This window comes from Streptomyces sp. NPDC059989 (assembly GCF_042736975.1).
GTDB lineage: Bacteria > Actinomycetota > Actinomycetes > Streptomycetales > Streptomycetaceae > Streptomyces.
This window is the reverse complement of sequence record NZ_JBHWUO010000003.1, coordinates 207,839-223,722: the sequence shown is the minus strand read 5'-3', so window position 1 is coordinate 223,722 and position 15,884 is coordinate 207,839. Positions and strand designations below refer to the sequence as shown.

The 15,884-nt window shown below is 71.0% G+C and carries 12 protein-coding genes and 2 pseudogenes; 3 read left to right on the top strand and 11 right to left on the bottom strand.

The genetic code is table 11. The features are described 5' to 3' along the window. The first annotated feature begins 66 nt into the window (after positions 1–66). Positions 67–1,713 carry a threonine/serine exporter ThrE family protein gene (locus tag ACFWBN_RS04375; protein ID WP_385170317.1) on the top strand — a complete coding sequence of 549 codons (1,647 nt, stop codon included), beginning with the start codon at positions 67–69 and terminating at the stop codon, positions 1,711–1,713. 343 nt (positions 1,714–2,056) lie between these two features. Here the strand turns inward: ACFWBN_RS04375 and ACFWBN_RS04370 are convergent. From ACFWBN_RS04370 to ACFWBN_RS04330, 9 genes and pseudogenes are all read right to left on the bottom strand, one after another. Beyond that, positions 2,057–2,716 (bottom strand): annotated as a pseudogene (locus ACFWBN_RS04370) (VTT domain-containing protein); the annotation flags it as partial. Between the two features lie 138 nt (positions 2,717–2,854). Further along, positions 2,855–3,613, bottom strand: a complete 759-nt coding sequence (locus tag ACFWBN_RS04365) for a MerR family transcriptional regulator (RefSeq protein WP_385170314.1) — start codon at positions 3,611–3,613, stop codon at positions 2,855–2,857. Positions 3,614–3,738: 125 nt separating this feature from the next. Then, entirely contained in the window at positions 3,739–4,524 is a 786-nt protein-coding gene (locus tag ACFWBN_RS04360) for an ABC transporter permease (protein ID WP_385170311.1), read from the bottom strand. Beyond that, positions 4,521–5,450 carry an ATP-binding cassette domain-containing protein gene (locus tag ACFWBN_RS04355; protein ID WP_385170308.1) on the bottom strand — a complete coding sequence of 310 codons (930 nt, stop codon included), beginning with the start codon at positions 5,448–5,450 and terminating at the stop codon, positions 4,521–4,523. Before ACFWBN_RS04355 ends, ACFWBN_RS04360 begins: the two co-directional genes overlap by 4 nt. Positions 5,451–5,591: 141 nt before the next feature. Beyond that, positions 5,592–6,206: a PadR family transcriptional regulator gene (locus tag ACFWBN_RS04350; RefSeq protein WP_385170305.1), complete on the bottom strand. Its 615-nt coding sequence runs from the start codon at positions 6,204–6,206 to the stop codon at positions 5,592–5,594. 25 nt (positions 6,207–6,231) lie between these two features. After that, positions 6,232–6,744 (bottom strand): DinB family protein, encoded by a 513-nt coding sequence (locus ACFWBN_RS04345; RefSeq protein ID WP_385170302.1) that lies wholly within the window; start codon positions 6,742–6,744, stop codon positions 6,232–6,234. Positions 6,745–6,850: 106 nt separating this feature from the next. Beyond that, a pseudogene (gene mrdA / locus ACFWBN_RS04340) lies at positions 6,851–8,926 on the bottom strand (penicillin-binding protein 2); the annotation flags it as partial. A 40-nt stretch (positions 8,927–8,966) separates the two neighbouring features. Then, complete coding sequence (locus tag ACFWBN_RS04335) at positions 8,967–10,424, bottom strand: aldehyde dehydrogenase family protein (protein WP_385170299.1); 1,458 nt, start codon at positions 10,422–10,424, stop codon at positions 8,967–8,969. An 89-nt stretch (positions 10,425–10,513) separates the two neighbouring features. Further along, a complete protein-coding gene (locus tag ACFWBN_RS04330) occupies positions 10,514–11,392 on the bottom strand; it encodes a helix-turn-helix domain-containing protein (RefSeq protein WP_385170296.1) in 879 nt (292 codons plus the stop codon). Positions 11,393–11,736: 344 nt separating this feature from the next. Here ACFWBN_RS04330 and ACFWBN_RS04325 point away from each other — a divergent pair, with 344 nt between their 5' ends. Next, positions 11,737–12,246 carry an ATP-binding protein gene (locus ACFWBN_RS04325; protein ID WP_385170293.1) on the top strand — a complete coding sequence of 170 codons (510 nt, stop codon included), beginning with the start codon at positions 11,737–11,739 and terminating at the stop codon, positions 12,244–12,246. Between the two features lie 93 nt (positions 12,247–12,339). Here the strand turns inward: ACFWBN_RS04325 and ACFWBN_RS04320 are convergent, their stop codons facing one another. Next, a complete protein-coding gene (locus ACFWBN_RS04320; protein WP_112450436.1) occupies positions 12,340–12,576 on the bottom strand; it encodes a DUF397 domain-containing protein in 237 nt (78 codons plus the stop codon). A gap of 329 nt (positions 12,577–12,905) precedes the next feature. Further along, positions 12,906–14,084: a DUF2786 domain-containing protein gene (locus tag ACFWBN_RS04315; protein ID WP_385170288.1), complete on the bottom strand. Its 1,179-nt coding sequence runs from the start codon at positions 14,082–14,084 to the stop codon at positions 12,906–12,908. Between the two features lie 96 nt (positions 14,085–14,180). Between ACFWBN_RS04315 and ACFWBN_RS04310 the strand changes: the two genes are divergently transcribed. Next, positions 14,181–15,881: a bifunctional 3'-5' exonuclease/DNA polymerase gene (locus ACFWBN_RS04310; RefSeq protein WP_385170537.1), complete on the top strand. Its 1,701-nt coding sequence runs from the start codon at positions 14,181–14,183 to the stop codon at positions 15,879–15,881. Positions 15,882–15,884: the final 3 nt, after the last annotated feature.

Sequence of the window (15,884 nt, the reverse complement as noted above, 5' to 3'; positions counted from 1 at the left end):
AACCCCCCGCGCCCCCACCCGACCCGTTCCGCATACTGATACCGGGCTGCCAGGACTGGAGGACGTGTGGCGGAGGCCGAAGGATCCGGGTTCGAGGACCGGAAGCCGAAGTCCGACGAGGCGCACAGCGCCTTCTCCGTGCCGCCGGGGATGGAGCCGGAGGTTCCGGAGGAGGACCAGCCGACCTCCGAGTTCGCGCGTCCGGCGGGTGCCGAGCCGCCCGCCGCCGAGCCCGAGGGTTCCGCTTTCGCCGCCCCGGCGACCTACAGCGCCCAGCACTCCCCGTCCGCCTACACCCCCGGCCAGGGTTTCCCCGTCGCCCGCATGAAGGAGTCCCCCTGGCAGGACCGGATGCGCACGATGCTGCGCATGCCGGTCGACGTCCGTCCCGGACCGGAGCTCGTGCAGAGGCCGACCGAGGCGGGGCCCGCCGTGGGCCGCGTACTCGACCTGACGCTGCGCATCGGCGAGCTGCTGCTCGCGGGCGGCGAGGGCGCCGAGGACGTGGAGGCCGCGATGTTCGCCGTGGCCCGCTCCTACGGGCTGGACCGGTGCGAGCCCACCGTCACCTTCACGATGCTGTCCATCACGCACCAGCCCTCCCTCGTCGACGACCCCGTCTCGGCCAACCGCACGGTCCGCCGCCGCGGCACCGACTACACCCGCCTGGCGGCCGTCTACCAGCTGGTGGACGACATCAGCGCGCACGAGTTCGACATCTCGCTGGAGGAGGCCTACCGCCGCCTGGCGGAGATCCGCCGCAACCGCCACCCGTACCCCGGCTGGGTGCTCACGACCGCCGCCGGACTGCTCGCCGGGGCCGCCTCGACCCTGGTCGGCGGCGGGGTGCTCGTCTTCATCGCGGCGGCCGTCGGGGCGGTGCTCGGCGACCGGCTGGCATGGCTGTGCGCGGGGCGCGGACTGCCCGAGTTCTACCAGTTCGTGGTCGCCGCGATGCCGCCCGCCGCGATCGGGGTGGCACTGAACATGACGGGGATCGACGTCAAGGCCTCCGCCGTGATCACCGGCGGGCTCTTCGCGCTGCTGCCCGGGCGGGCCCTGGTCGCGGCCGTGCAGGACGGCCTGACCGGCTTCTACATCACCGCCTCCGCCCGGCTGCTGGAGGTCATGTACCTCTTCATCGGCATCATCATGGGCGTACTGGTCGTCCTCTACGTCGGCCTGCAGTTCGACGCCTCCCCGCGGCCGGAGGAGGTCCTGCAGATCCAGCAGCGCCCGCTGATCCAGATCGCGGCCTCGATGGTGCTGGTGTTCACCTTCGCGATCCTGCTCCAGCAGGAACGTTCCACCGTGTGGATCGTGACGCTGAACGGCGGGGTCGCCTGGGTGACCTTCGGGGCCCTGCACTACGCGGGCGGTATCCCGCCCGTGCCGTCCACCGCCATCGCGGCCGGGCTGGTGGGCCTGTTCGGGCAGCTCTTCTCCCGCTACCGCTTCGCCTCCGCCCTGCCGTACACGACCGCGGCCATCGGGCCGCTGCTGCCGGGTTCGGCGACGTACTACGGGCTGCTGCTGATCGCCGAGAACCGGCTGAACGAGGGCCTGGGCTCCCTGGTGAACGCCGCGGCCATCGCGCTGGCCATCGCGATCGGGGTCAACCTGGGGTCGGAGACGTCGCGGCTCTTCATGCGGATTCCGGGGGCGGCGAGTGCGGCCAAGCGGCGCGCCGCGAAGCGGACACGGGGCTTCTAGGGGGGTGTACGTACGCCCCCGCAGGCCTTGGCCGGCCTGCGGGGGCGTACGTGGTGGCTGGTGCGGTGTGCTGCGCGCGGCTCACAGAACGGGGCTCCGCCCCGGACCCCGCGCCTCAAACGCCGGCGGGGCTGGATTCTGCGGCGCCGTCCGCGCCCGCGGCTCAAAGATCGGGGCTCCGCCCCGGACCCCGCGCCTCAAACGCCGGCGGGGCTGGATTCTGCGGCGCCGTCCGCGCCCGCGGCTCAAAGAACGGGGCTCCGCCCCGGGCCCCGCGCCTCAAACGCCGGCGAGGCTGGACGGTCGGCTAGCGCTTCGCGTGTCGGCCCCGCTGGCCCTGGGCCTGTGCGCCGTCCGCCTCGTACGGGCCCTCGGTCGCCAGGGCCTTCTTCTCCTTGCGGGCCTTCATCACCTCGAAGATCACCGGGATGAGCGAGATGAGGACGATCAGGACGAGGATCGCCTCGATGTTGGTCTTGATGAAGTCGATCTGGCCGAGCCAGTAGCCCGCGACCGTGATGCCCGCGCCCCAGCCGATGCCGCCGATGACGTTGTACGTCAGGAAGGTGCGGTACTTCATCGAGCCGGCGCCCGCGACCATCGGCGCGAAGGTGCGGATGATCGGGACGAAGCGGGCGAGCACGATGGCCTTCGGCCCGTGCTTGTCCATGAACTCGTGCGCCTTGTCCAGGTTCTCCCGCTTGAAGATCTTGGACTTGGGCCGGTTGAAGAGCTTGGGCCCGAAGAACTTGCCGATCATGTAGCCGACCTGGTCGCCGATGATCGCGGCGGCCACGATCAGCGTGCAGACCAGCCACAGCGGCTGCTTGATGTACTCGCCGTTGGCGACGAGCAGGCCCGCCGTGAACAGCAGCGAGTCACCCGGCAGGAACGCGAAGAGTCCCGACTCCGCGAAGACGATGACCAGGATGCCGATCAGTCCGAAGTGCGAAATCAGATAGTCCGGGGACAGCCACTGTGGGCCGAGCGCAAGCGTGTACACGGTTTCCGGACTCTCCTGGATGAGGGGGCGTGTGCGGGGCGGGCGGTCTCAATTATCAACGCACACGACCCCCACCCGGTTCCAGAGGCCGGAGGGGGTCGTATGCGTGACGATTCGCCTACGCCGTGCGCACGCCGACTACGCCTTGCGCACCGCGTTCGCCAGGATCGCGTCCCGCAGGTGCTCGGCGAGACCGGGCCTCATCGCGTCGTAGAACGCCTTGAACCGCTCGTCCGCCACGTACATCTCACCGAGGCACGTGTGCATCTCGTACCCGCAGTCGTAGTACCAGGTGGTGATCTGCTGCCGGTGCTCCTCGGCGAGGTCCATCGCGCGCTCGCCCTCGGCGGGCTCGCCGGCCTCCATCAGGGCCGCGTAGCGAGCGCCCCAGTCGGCGCTCTCGTCCTGCATCCTCTTCCAGTCGTCCTTGGTGTACGAGGCGGCCCGCCGCTGCGACTCCGCGTAGGCCTCGGTGTCGCCCCAGCGCCGCTCCGCCTCCTCCGCGTACTGCTCGGGGTCCTTGTCCCCGAAGACCTCGAACCGCTCCTCCGGCGTGAGGTTGATGCCCATCTTCTTCGCCTCCATGGCGTGCTCAACGGCCGTGGCCATCTGCTGGAGCCGGGCGATCCGGTCGGTCAGCAGGGCATGCTGCCGGCGCAGATGCTCCCGCGGATCCGTCTCCGGGTCGTCCAGCAGGACCGCGACCTCGTCGAGCGGGAAGCCGAGCTCCCGGTAGAACAGGATCCGCTGCAGCCGGTCCAGGTCGGCGTCGTCGTACCGCCGGTGTCCTGCGTGGCTGCGGCCGCTCGGGGAGAGCAGGCCGATCTCGTCGTAGTGGTGCAGGGTGCGCACCGTGACTCCGGCGAATCCGGCGACCTGGCCCACGGAGTAGCCCATTGCCTTCCGCTCCTCTGGTTGGGTACGCCCTTCACTGTGGGTCCTCACGCCACGTGAGGTGCAAGTCCTCTGTGCAAGTCCTCTGCGCACGCCCTCTGCGCACGTCCGGTCCTCCAGCGTGGCAGTTACCGGCCGAGGCCCCGGAAGCGGCCCACCGCCAGCGGGAAGAAGACCGCCACCAGCAGGACCGGCCAGCCGACGGCGAGGAGGGCGGCGTGGTCCGAGGCCCACGACGGGGAGGCCGCCGCCGGGTTGCCGAACAGCTCGCGGACGGCCGTCGCCGTCGCCGACATCGGGTTCCATTCGACCACCGCCCCCAGCCAGCCGGGCATCGATTCCGGCGAGGCGAAGGCGTTGGAGAGGAAGCCCACCGGCCACACCAGGATCTGCACCGCCTGCACCATCTCCGGCCGGCCCGCGACCATGCCGAGGAAGATGCCGATCCACAGCATCGCGAAGCGCAGCAGCAGGAGCAGCGCGAAGGCCAGCAGCGCCGCGGCCGCGCTGCCGTGCCACCGCCAGCCGAGCAGCAGCCCGACGCCGGCCAGGACCACCAGCCCGAGCGCCGACTGGAGCATGTCCGCCGCGCTGCGGCCCACGAGGACCGCCGACGAGGACATCGGCATCGCGCGGAAGCGGTCGATCACCCCCTTGCCCAGGTCCTGGGTGACCGCCGTCATGGTGCCCTCCAGCCCGAAGGCCATGGTGAGCGCGAGCATCCCCGGCACCAGGAACTCGACGTACTCGCCGTCGATCCCGCGCCCGCCGCCCACCAGGAAGCCGAACATCAGCAGCATCATCACCGGGAAGACCAGCCCGACGACCACCTGCACGGGCTGCCGCGCCCAGTGCGCGAGCTCCCGCCGCGTCATCGTCCACGAGTCCGATGCGATCCACGCCATGCTGCTCATGCGGCCACCTCCGTACGGTCCGTGAGCCTCAGGAACACCTCGTCCAGCGTGGGCCGCCGGATCGAGAGGTCCGCCACCTCGATGCCCGCCTCCTCCAGTGCCCGCAGGGTCCGGGCGAGGCTCGCCATCCGGTCCTCCACCGGGAAGCTCAGGGTCAGGGCGTCCGCGTCGACCGTCGGGTCCGGCAGCAGCGGGGCGGCCGCCGCCAGCCGCTCGGCGTCGGGCAGGACCACGACGATCCGGTCCGCCCCGACCAGGGACTTCAGCTCGTCGGCCGTGCCCTCGGCCGCCACCCGGCCCCCGTCGACCAGGGCGATGCGGTCCGCCAGCTGGTCGGCCTCCTCCAGGTACTGGGTGGTCAGCAGGACGGTCGTGCCCCCGCCGACCAGGGAGCGGACCGCGCTCCACACCTCGGCGCGGCCGCGCGGGTCGAGCCCGGTGGTCGGCTCGTCCAGGAACAGCACCTCCGGGTCCGTGATCAGGGAGGCCGCGAGGTCGAGCCGGCGCCGCATGCCGCCGCTGTACCGCGTGACCGGCTTGCGGCCGGTGTCCGCCAGGCCGAAGCGCTCCAGCAGCTCGTCCGCCCGCGTCCGGGCCCGCCGGGCCCCGAGGTGGTGCAGGCGGCCGAACATCTCCAGGTTCTGCCGTCCGTCCAGCTCCTCGTCGAGGGCCGCGTGCTGGCCGAGCAGCCCGATCCGGGAGCGGACGGCGGCCGCGTCCTTCCGTACGTCGTGGCCCGCCACCCGGACCACCCCCTCGTCGTGGCGCAGCAGGGTGCTCATGATCCGGACGGCGGTGGTCTTGCCGGCGCCGTTGGGGCCGAGGACCGCGTGGACCGTGCCGGGGGCGACCTCCAGGTCGAGCCCGGCGAGGGCCGCCTTGGCCCCGTACCGCTTGTGGACACCTTCGACGAAGATCGCCAACACGACTCCTAGGTAGTCAAACTTGAGTACTGGGACGCGCCAAGGTACTGCCCGGCTACGGACTAGTCAAACTTGATCAGTAAGCGGGTGCGCGGGTGCGCGGTGATCCGTGATCGTGATCCCCGGTCGGTGATCAGAGGGACTTCACTGCGCGAACGGGTTCTCCTGGCCCTCCGCCAGCACCCCCACGAACGGATCGCCCTCACCCTCGAAGGAGTACGCGCCCCCCTCGATCCGGGCGATCAGCCCGCGCGTCCACTCCGCCTCGGCATCCGCGGAGTGGACCCACCGGTGCATGATCTCGCCGATGTGCCCCAGCTGCTCGGGGCCGCCCTCCGGCGTGTAGTACTCGGTCACCGACGACCGCCACCCCGCCAGCTTCGCCAGCCGCTCGCGCAGCAGCGCCAGCACCTCGTCCCGCGGCAGGTCGACCATGAAGCCGATCGCCGCCGACAGCACGTCCGACTTCTGGTCGTACGCCGCCAGGGCCTCGCGGAGCAGTTTGAAGTACTCCGCGCGGCCGGCGTCCGTGACCTCGTACTCGGTGCGCGGCGGCCCGCCCGCCGCGCTGGGCGCCACCTCGTGCGCGAGCAGGACCCCCTGCTTCGCCATCTGCTTGAGCGCGTGGTAGATCGACCCGGGCTTGGTGTTGGACCACTCGTGCGCGCCCCAGTACTCCAGGTCGTTGCGCACCTGGTACCCGTGCGCCCGCCCGTGCTGGCGGACGGCACCGAGTACGAGAAGCCGGATCGCTGACATGGGGCCAGGCTAGCTAACCCGTCCCCTAACCCATGGCCTTGGTTCCGTCGAGGGATTCGCGGACGATGTCCGAGTGGCCCGCGTGCCGGGCGAACTCCTCCACCAGGTGCAGCAGCATCCAGCGCATCGAGACCTTGTGGCCCTTCGGGAACCAGGGCCTCGGCGGCAGCGGGAAGGTGTCGTCGAGGCTCGGGAGGGCCGTGACGAAGGCCTCCAGCTCCTGCGTGACCCCGTCCCAGAAGGCCAGGACCGAGGGGATCGACTCGCCGTCGACCAGGACGAAGGAGTCGCCCCAGGTCTCCGGGGAGCGCTGGAGCTCGTTCGGCCGCTGCTGGGCCATCCGCAGCCAGCCCAGCTCGACCTCGGCGGCGTGCTTGGCCACCCCGGAGAGGGTGAGCGCGCTGACGGTGGCGCGGTTCGCGGCCTGCTCCTCGCTCATCCCGAGCAGCGTTTCGCGGATCGCGGCGCGCTGGGACTCGACGAAGGCGAGGAGCGTGCCGCGCTCGTCGCCGGGAACCTCGGTGGAAATCTGAGCCATGACGGACCGCCTTCTGCGTGGATGTTCGTGTCTCTCCTGCTGACAAGAACCACGTTACGGAGCAATGCGGTCAGCTTCTGTCCTCGATCCCCGCTCAGTTGACGGGGATTTCCGGGTCCGGACGGAGCACGGGCAGCGCGCCGGCCGGCTGCGGCAGCAGGGCCTTGGAGAGGTCCTGCTTGCCCGTCGGGTCGAGCCCGTACATCGCCTCGTAGATCTTGCGGACCGCCGGCCCGGACGCCCCGGAGCCGGTGCCGCCCTGCGAGATCGTCATGACGATCGCGTAGTCCTCGGTGTACGAGGCGAACCACGAGGTGGTCTGCTTGCCCTGGACCTCGGCCGTGCCCGTCTTGGCGTGCATCGGGATCTGCTTCTGCGGCCAGCCGCCGAAGCGCCAGGCGGCGCTGCCGTTGGTGGCCACGCCGGCGAGGGCCTCGTCTATGTCGTCGCGGGTCTTCCCGTCCATCGGCAGCTTGCCCTGCACCTTCGGCGCGATCTCCTGCACCGAGCTGCCGTCGGCGCTCACGACCGCCTTGCCGATGCCGGGGTGGTGCAGCGTGCCTCCGTTGGCGATGGCCGCGTAGACGGAGGCCATCTGGATCGGCGTGACGAGCGTGTCGCCCTGGCCGATCGAGTAGTTGATGGCGTCGCCCTCGCGCATCTGGTTGCCCTGGCGGCAGTTCTCGTAGGCGATCTTCTCGGCGAAGGAGCCGTTCTTCTTGCCGTCCCGGCACCAGGCGGCCTTGTTCGCCTCGAAGAAGTCCTGCTTCCACTTGCGGTCGGGGACCCGGCCGCCGACCTCGTTGGGCAGGTCGATGCCGGTGGGCTTGCCGAGGCCGAACTCGTGGGCGGTCTTGAAGAACCAGTCGTTCGGGTTCTTCTTCGGGTTGATCCCGCCGTCCTTCTTCCACTCCTGGTCCGCGAGGGCGTAGTAGACGGTGTCGCAGGAGACCTCCAGGGCGCGGCCGATCGTGATGTCGCCGTGGCCCTGGGACTCGAAGTTGGTGAAGGTCTGGCTGCCGACCGAGTACGAGCTCGGGCAGGGGTAGCGGCTGTTGAACGGGTACCCGGCGTTCACCGCCGCCGTCGAGGAGACCACCTTGAAGATCGAGCCCGGCGCCGCCTGGGCCTGGATCGCCCGGTTGAGCAGCGGGTAGTTCGACTCCTTGTCGGTGAGCCCGGCGTAGTCCTTGGCCGAGATGCCGCCCACCCAGGCGTTGGGGTCGTAGGTCGGGTTCGAGGCCATCGCCACGACGCGGCCGGTCTTGGCCTCCATGACCACCACGGCGCCCGAGTCCGCCTCGTAGTTCCTGCGGGTGTTCTTGTCGTACGTCTTGCGGGCCTCGATCATCGCGTTGTTCAGCTCGCGCTCGGCGACGGCCTGCACGCGCGAATCGATCGAGGTCACGATGTTCGAGCCGGGCTGCGCCTTGTCGGTCCGGCCCTGGCCCGTGACGCGGCCGAGGTTGTCGACCTCGTAGCGGGTGATGCCGGCCTTGCCGCGCAGCTCCTTGTCGTACGTGCGCTCCAGGCCGGAGCGGCCGACCTGGTCGGAGCGCAGGTAGGGCGAGTCGGAGTTCTTCGCCTTGGCGATCTCCTCGTCGGTGACCGGCGAGAGGTAGCCGAGCACCTGGGAGGTGTTGGCCTCGTCCGGCGCGGCATAGCGGCGCATGGCGGTGGGCTCGGCGGTGATGCCGGGGAAGTCCTCGGCGTGCTCGTGGATCTGGAGCGCCTGCTCGGTGGTGGCCTCGTCGCTGACCGGGATGGGCTGGTACGGCGAGCCGTTCCAGCAGGGCTTGGGGGTCTTGGCATCGCAGAGCCGGACCTTGTCGATCACCTCTTGGGGGTCCATGCCCAGGACCCCGGCGAGGCGGGTGAGGACGGCCTTGCCCTTGTCCTTCATGGTGAGCAGCTCGGTGCGGTTGGCCGAGACCACGAGGTGCGTCGCGTTGTCGGCGAGCGGAACCCCGCGCGAGTCCAGGATCGACCCGCGCACGGCGGGCTGGACCACCTGCTGGACGTGGTTGTTCTTCGCCTCGTCCGTGTAGCCCTGGCCATTGCGTATCTGCAGGTACCAGAGCCGCCCGCCCAGGGTGAGCAGCAGCGAGAAGACCACGATCTGGATGACGACGAGCCGGTTCTGGACCCGAGGGGTCCGTCCCGTCTCCGGTATGTTGCTCAACTCGATCTCCCCCGGACGCATGCCGTACGCCCGGATGAGTCTAGAACGGGAAGCGGCTCCGGCCGTGCTGTACCGAGATCCATTTCTGGGTGGTGAAGGCCTCGACGGTGGCCTCGCCGTTGAGGCGGCCCAGGCCCGAGGCCTTCTCGCCGCCGAAGGCGGCCAGCGGCTCGTCCCCGATCGTGGAGTCGTTGACGTGGATCATCCCCGTCTCGATGCGCTGCGCGAAGCGGACGCCGCGTTCCACGTCCCGGGTGTGCACGGCGCCGCTGAGCCCGTACGGGGTCGCGTTGGTCAGCCGTACGGCCTCGTCCTCGCCGTCGAAGACCACCAGCAGCGCCACCGGGCCGAAGATCTCCTGGCCGAGCAGCGGGGAGTCCTCGGGGAGCCCGGCCAGCACGGTGGGCTCGACCAGGTTGCCGCGCGTAGATCCCCGTACGAGCGCCGTCGCGCCGGACTCCACGGCCCGGTCCACGAGCGCGGTCAGGGCGTCGGCCTGGAAGGAGTTGATCAGCGGGCCGATCTGCGTGTCGGCCTCGTGCGGGTCGCCCGTCTTCAGGCCCCGCACGCGGGCGGTGAACTTCTCGGTGAACTCCTCCGCGACAGCGGCGTCCACGAGGATCCGGTTGGCGGCCATACAGACCTGGCCCTGGTAGACGAAGCGGCTGAAGACGGCCGCGTCCACCGCGTAGTCGAGGTCCGCGTCGTCGAGGACGACCAGGGCGCTGTTGCCGCTGAGCTCCAGGACGGTGCGCTTGAAGTGGCGGGCGGCGACGGCGCCGACGTGCCGGCCGACCCGGTCCGATCCCGCGAAGGAGATCACCTTGGGGACGGGGTGCGTCAGGAGCGCGTCGCCTATCTCGGCTATGTCGGTGACCAGGACGTTGAGGAGTCCGGCGGGCAGGCCCGCGTCCTCGAAGATCTTGGCGATGACCCCGCCGCCGACCACCGGGGCGTTCTGGTTCGGTTTGATCACCACCGCGTTGCCCAGTGCGAGCGCCGGGGCGACCGACTTCAGGGTGACGAGGAAGGGGAAGTTGAAGGGGCTGATCACGGTGACGACGCCGACCGGGAGGCGCTGGACCCGGTTCTCCTTGCCCTCGACCGGCGAGGCCAGGATCCGGCCCTCGGGGCGGACGGCCAGCTGGAGCGCCTCGCGGATGAACTCCTTCGCGAGGAAGACCTCGTACTCGGCTTTGGGACGGGTCCCGCCGAGCTCGTCGATCATCGCCTCGATGATCTCCTTCTCGCGCTCCTCGGTGATCCGCAGGGCGCGCTCCAGGACCGCGCGTCTGACGTACGGGCTGGTGGCGGCCCATTCCTTCTGCGCGCGCTCGGCGCCGCGGTAGGCCTGGTCCACCTGCTCGACGGTGGCGACGGTGATCGCCGCCAGCTTCTCGCCGTTGTACGGGTTGACGTCGATGATGTCCCACGAACCGGTGCCGGCCAGCCATTCGCCGTCGATGTACTGGTGAGCGAGGTCGCTGAATATCGACATGCCATCCCTTACTGCGAGCGCGCACCCGTGCGCTGCACCGGAGACCGATCGGTCGTCATGCACTGATCAGACGTCATACTACGTGCGAATCAAGACAGTTGGAGCAGGCCACGGAGAAGATCCCTGGTCCGGTCGGGGTCGGGGCAGTCGTCCTGAAGTCGCCGCATCGCCCTCTCGTACTGCCCCACTTCCTCGTCCTTGTCCAGGTAGAGAGCACTGGTGAGCTGTTCCAGATAGACGATGTCCTGGAGGTCGGACTCGGGGAAGCGCAGCAGGGTGAAGGCTCCGCTCTCGCCCGCGTGACCGCCGAAGGAGAACGGCATCACCTGGAGCTGGACGTTGGGCCGCTGCGAGACCTCGATGAGGTGCTCCAGCTGCCCGCGCATGACGTCGCGGTCGCCGTACGGGCGGCGCAGCGCGGCCTCGTCGAGGACGGCGTGGAAGACCGGCGCGTTCTCGGAGACGAGGACCTTCTGGCGCTCCAGGCGCAGCGCGACGCGGCGGTCGATCTCGGCGGAGGTGGCGCCGGGCATGCCGCGGCTGACGACGGCGTGCGCGTAGGCCTCGGTCTGCAACAGGCCGTGCACGAACTGGACTTCGTAGATGCGGATGAGCGAGGCGGCGCCCTCCAGGCCGATGTAGGTCTGGAACCATCCGGGCAGCACGTCGCCGTAGCTGTGCCACCAGCCGGTCGCGTTGGCCTCGCGGACCAGGCTCAGCAGGGACTCGCGCTCCGCGGTGTCCGTGACTCCGTAGAGCGTCAGGAGGTCCTCGACGTCTCTGGCCTTGAAGCTCACCCTTCCCAACTCCAAGCGGCTGATCTTCGATTCGGATGCGCGGATCGAGTAGCCGGCCGCCTCACGGGTGATGCCGCGGGATTCTCGGAGTCGCCTGAGCTGGGAGCCCAGGAGGATGCGGCGCACCACAGAACCGCTTGCTTCTGCGGTCACTAGTACTGCCCTCCCCATCGCAATGGCGTGCGCGTGGTGTGTGCGCGTGCGGTGCGGGGCCCCCGTACCCCAGGGGCCGCAGTCTGCCACCAAAACGCATCGGCCCGTACTCGTTCTGTAACGGAATTCGGCGTCCCGGAAAAGAAGTCCGTAAGTATGCGTAGGAAGAAATGAGCAAGAACCGTCACGGGAGTGGACAGGTCCGGCGCGTGCACGTGCATCTGCCCTTGCATCCGGCTCCGCCATTCGGAACGATGGTCCCCGCGCACCTGCGTGCTGTTCGCGCCGGCGCACGGACCCACCCCGCAGTTCTTTCTGGACGGAGATGACCGCTCCGCCCGCGAATCCCGGGAGTGCCTCGCATGGGGACGAATGGATCGACCATGCTCGAGCCGTTACGGCAGGGGCTGCCCCCGGTCGACCCCACGGCTGTCTCCGGGTCTGCTTCCTGCGCTCTGCCCGCCCGCTTCGAGGCGGTGCGGGGCGCCCGTACGTTCACCCGTTCCACGCTGTCGCAGTGGGGTCTCGACGACCGCTTCGACGACGTGTCGCTGGTCGTCTCCGAACTCGTCACCAACGCGCTTCGCCATGCCCTGCCGGAGGACTCGCGGCGGCCGGCCGCCGAGGCGGAGCCTCCGGTTCGGCTGCACCTGATGCGGTGGAGCACCCGGCTGGTGTGCGCGGTGCGGGATCCCAGCGAGGACCGGCCCGGCGGCGCCTTCTCGCCGGAGCGCACGGAGGAGAACTTCGACCTGGAGTCCGGGCGCGGGCTGTTCCTGGTGGACTCGTACAGCGACAGCTGGGGCTGGCACCCGCTCGCGGGCCGGCTGACCGGCAAGGTGGTCTGGGCGCTGTTCCTGCTCCAGGACTGAGCGGCCGCCACCCGTACGACAATCGGCCGGGATTGATCATTGCGATCATTCCCGGCCGCTGCACGTGCATGGCTTGATGGGTGCGCTGTTCCGTCAGCTGATCAGGTGATCGAACTCGCCGTCCTTGACGCCCAGGAGCAGGGCCTCTATCTCGGCCGGCGTGTACACGAGTGCCGGTCCGTCCGGAAAGCGTGAGTTGCGCATGGCGACGTCGCCGCCGGGCAGTTTCGCGAACTCCACACAGGATCCCTGTGAGTTGCTGTGCCTGCTCTTCTGCCAGGTCACTCCGTCGAGTTCTGCAGCTGCCATCCCGTTGTACGCGTGGTCCACAGGAAGCCCCCGATAGTGCAGATGTCAACTGCACCGGATCATAGCTCTGTTCATGGGCGCATGCATGGGCAGATGCACGTGCACGCGGGGTGGTCCCTTGATCACACACAGGCTCAGACGCCGGTCGCCCGTGGTCCGGTTGCAGTTCACCCTCAAGGGCGAAGCGCCTCCGACACCTCGTCCAACGAGCCCAGGAACTGCTGGGCGGCCCCGCGCAGCCCGCCCGACGCCGGGGCGTCCCCATCCGCCGGCACCGACCGGACCCCGTCCCAGCACGGAACCCGGCGCTCCCGCACCGCCTTCGCGCCCGCCTCGGTGCGCACCCCGCGCTAGCGCGGGAGCGGCTTGCCTCGGCCTCCGACATGGGCGGCGTCGGCCGCCGCCGTGCCGTGCTCCCAGCCCGCGTGGTCCGTGGCTCCGCGCAGGCGGGTGGTCGTGGTGCGGGGGAACATCTCGTCCGCCCGGGAGGTGACCGCCACGTCGCGGGCGATCAGGGCCGGCAGGTTGTCCGGGGTCTCCGTCGCCGTGTGCTCGGCGGTCTCGGCGAGCCGCTGGCCGAGCCGGCTGGCGTAGGCGAGCAGGAAGGACTGCCGGAAGGTCTTCGTCCGCTTGCGCCCGCCGGAGCGCTGGGCGGCCTCGGCCCGGGTCATCGCCGCCGTGCCCTGGACGAGGAGGGAGGTGTAGAGCAGCTCCACCGCCTCCAGGTCGCTCTCGAAGCCGACCGCCGTGGAGAACTCGAAGCCGCTGTTCCACACCGCCCGGCAGCGGTTGGCGGTGGCCACCGCGTCGAGCAGCACCGCCTTGGCCTCCTCGTACGGCGGCTCGACGCCGATCCGGCACGCCGCCGGGACCTGGGCCGGCCCCTTGCCGCTCGCCGCGAGCACGGCCTCGTCCACGGTGTGCCGGGCCATCAGCTCCTGGGCCTTGGCGCTGAGCGCCTCCGCCTCCTCCGGGAAGGTGGTGGCCTCGGCCTTGGCAAGCAGGGCCCGGATGCGGCCGAGCATGCGGGGCTCGATGTGGGCGTGCTCGGCGAGGGCGTCGGCCGGGTCGCCGGGAAGCGGACCCACCGGTTCGATCGACGGCAGCCGGATCAGCAGCCGGAACACCTCCAGGACGGCGGTGGCCAGCGTGAACCGGTCCGCCCGTTCGCGCTGCGCGAGCCCCTCGGCATAGGTGTCGTCGCCCGTCCACCACACCTCGGCGTCGGTCCACCGCTCGGGGAGCCGGGCGTAGCGGCGCGCCTCGGCGGCGATCAGGTCCCCGGTGATCCGCAGGTGCCGCTCCTCCAGGTCCCGCCGCACCAGCCGGAGCACGTCGGCCGGCCGCCAACCCCGCTCCCAGGCCTGCCGTACGTACGCCTCCCCGCGCACCAGCAGCTCCCGCCCGACCCCGGCCCAGCGCCCCGGCTCGGCGACGAGCACCGAGGCGCCGGTGTCCAGCCCGGTGTCGTCCTGGGCGTACAGGGCTGCGGCGAAGGCTCGGTCGACGGTCTCGGCAAGGTCTCTCACCCCCTCAGCTTGGCATGTCCCCTCACCCGGACGTCCGCCCCGGGGCGGCGCCCCCGCAGCGGGCCCGCGGCCGGACCACGGCCCGGCGCCGCAGGACTGTCAGACCCCGGTGGGAGACTCGCACTCGTGAGCGAGCACGCCGACCGGTGGGCCCTCGCCGAGGACGGCGACGGGTCGTGGCTCGCCGCGCCCGTGACCCCGGGCGGCGCCGGGCAGCGGATCGGCGTCCGGGACCCGGCCGAGGCCATCCGCACCGCCCCCGCCACCACCCGCTGGGTCTGGCCGTCCACGGCCGCCGTGTATCCCCGCCTGCTCGCCGCCGGCGCCCGCGTCGAGCGGTGCCACGACATCGAGGCCGCCGAGCTGCTGCTCCTCGGCCACGAGGGCCGCTTCGGGGAGCCCCGCTCGGCGGCGGCCGCCTGGGCCCGGCTCACCAACGCCCCCGTACCGCCCGACCCCCCGCAGCGCGCCGCCGAGCGCGGCACCCAGGACTCCCTGTTCGAGCCCCGCCCGACCCCCCTCCCCCTCGACGCCCTGCTCGCGGTCCACGCCGACCAGGCCAGGCGCATCGGGGCCACCGCCCACCCCGACCGGATGCGGCTGCTGATCGCCGCCGAGTCCGCCGCCTTCCTCGTGGCGGCCGAGATGAACCGCGCGGGCCTGCCCTGGCGGGCCGACGTGCACCGGGCCCTGCTCACCGACCTGCTCGGGGAGCGCTACGCGGGCGGTGGCGAGCCCCGCCGCCTCGCCGAGCTGGCCGACCGGGTCTCCGCCGCCTTCGGCCGGCGCGTACGCCCCGACCTGCCCGCCGACGTCATCAAGGCCTTCGCCGAGGCCGGGATCAAGCTCAAGTCCACCCGCCGCTGGGCGATCCAGGAGCTGGACCACCCCGCCGTCGAGCCGCTGATCGAGTACAAGAAGCTGTACCGGATCTACACCGCCCACGGCTGGAGCTGGCTCGCGGACTGGGTCCACGACGGCCGCTTCCGCCCGGAGTTCATCCCCGGCGGCACCCTCACCGGCCGCTGGGTCACCAACGGCGGCGGGGCCCTGCAGATCCCCAAGGTCATCCGCCGGGCCGTCGTCGCCGACCCCGGCTGGCGGCTCGTCGTCGCCGACGCCGACCAGATGGAGCCCCGCATCCTCGCCGCGATCTCCCGCGACCCCGCCTTCATGGAGGTGGCCGGCCGCCCCGAGGACCTCTACACCGCCGTCTCCCGCCAGGGCTTCTCCGGCGACCGCGACAAGGCCAAACTCGCCGTGCTGGGCGCCGTCTACGGCCAGACCTCCGGCGACGGCCTGAAGAACCTGGCCGCGCTGCGCCGCCGCTTCCCCCTGGCCGTGGCCTACGTGGACGACGCGGCCAAGGCCGGGGAGGAGGGCCGGCTCGTACGGACCTGGCTGGGCCGGACCTGCCCGCCGCCGGCCGACGCCCCCGAGGAGGGCGAGGCCGGGATCCCGCAGGACCGGGACGACGGCTGGACCCCGAGCTACGCCTCGACCAACACCCGGGCCCGCGGCCGGTTCACCCGCAACTTCGTCGTCCAGGGCAGCGCCGCCGACTGGACCCTGCTGCTGCTCGCCGCCCTGCGCCAGGCGACCGCCGGTATGCGGGCCGAGCTGGTGTTCTTCCAGCACGACGAGGTGATCGTGCACTGCCCCGCCGAGGAGGCCGAGGCCGTCGCCGAGGCGATCCGCGCCGCCGGTGACCGGGCCGGCCGGATCGCCTTCGGCGACACCCCGGTCCGGTTCCCGTTCACGACGGCGATCGTGGAGTGCTACGCCGACGCCAAATGAGCG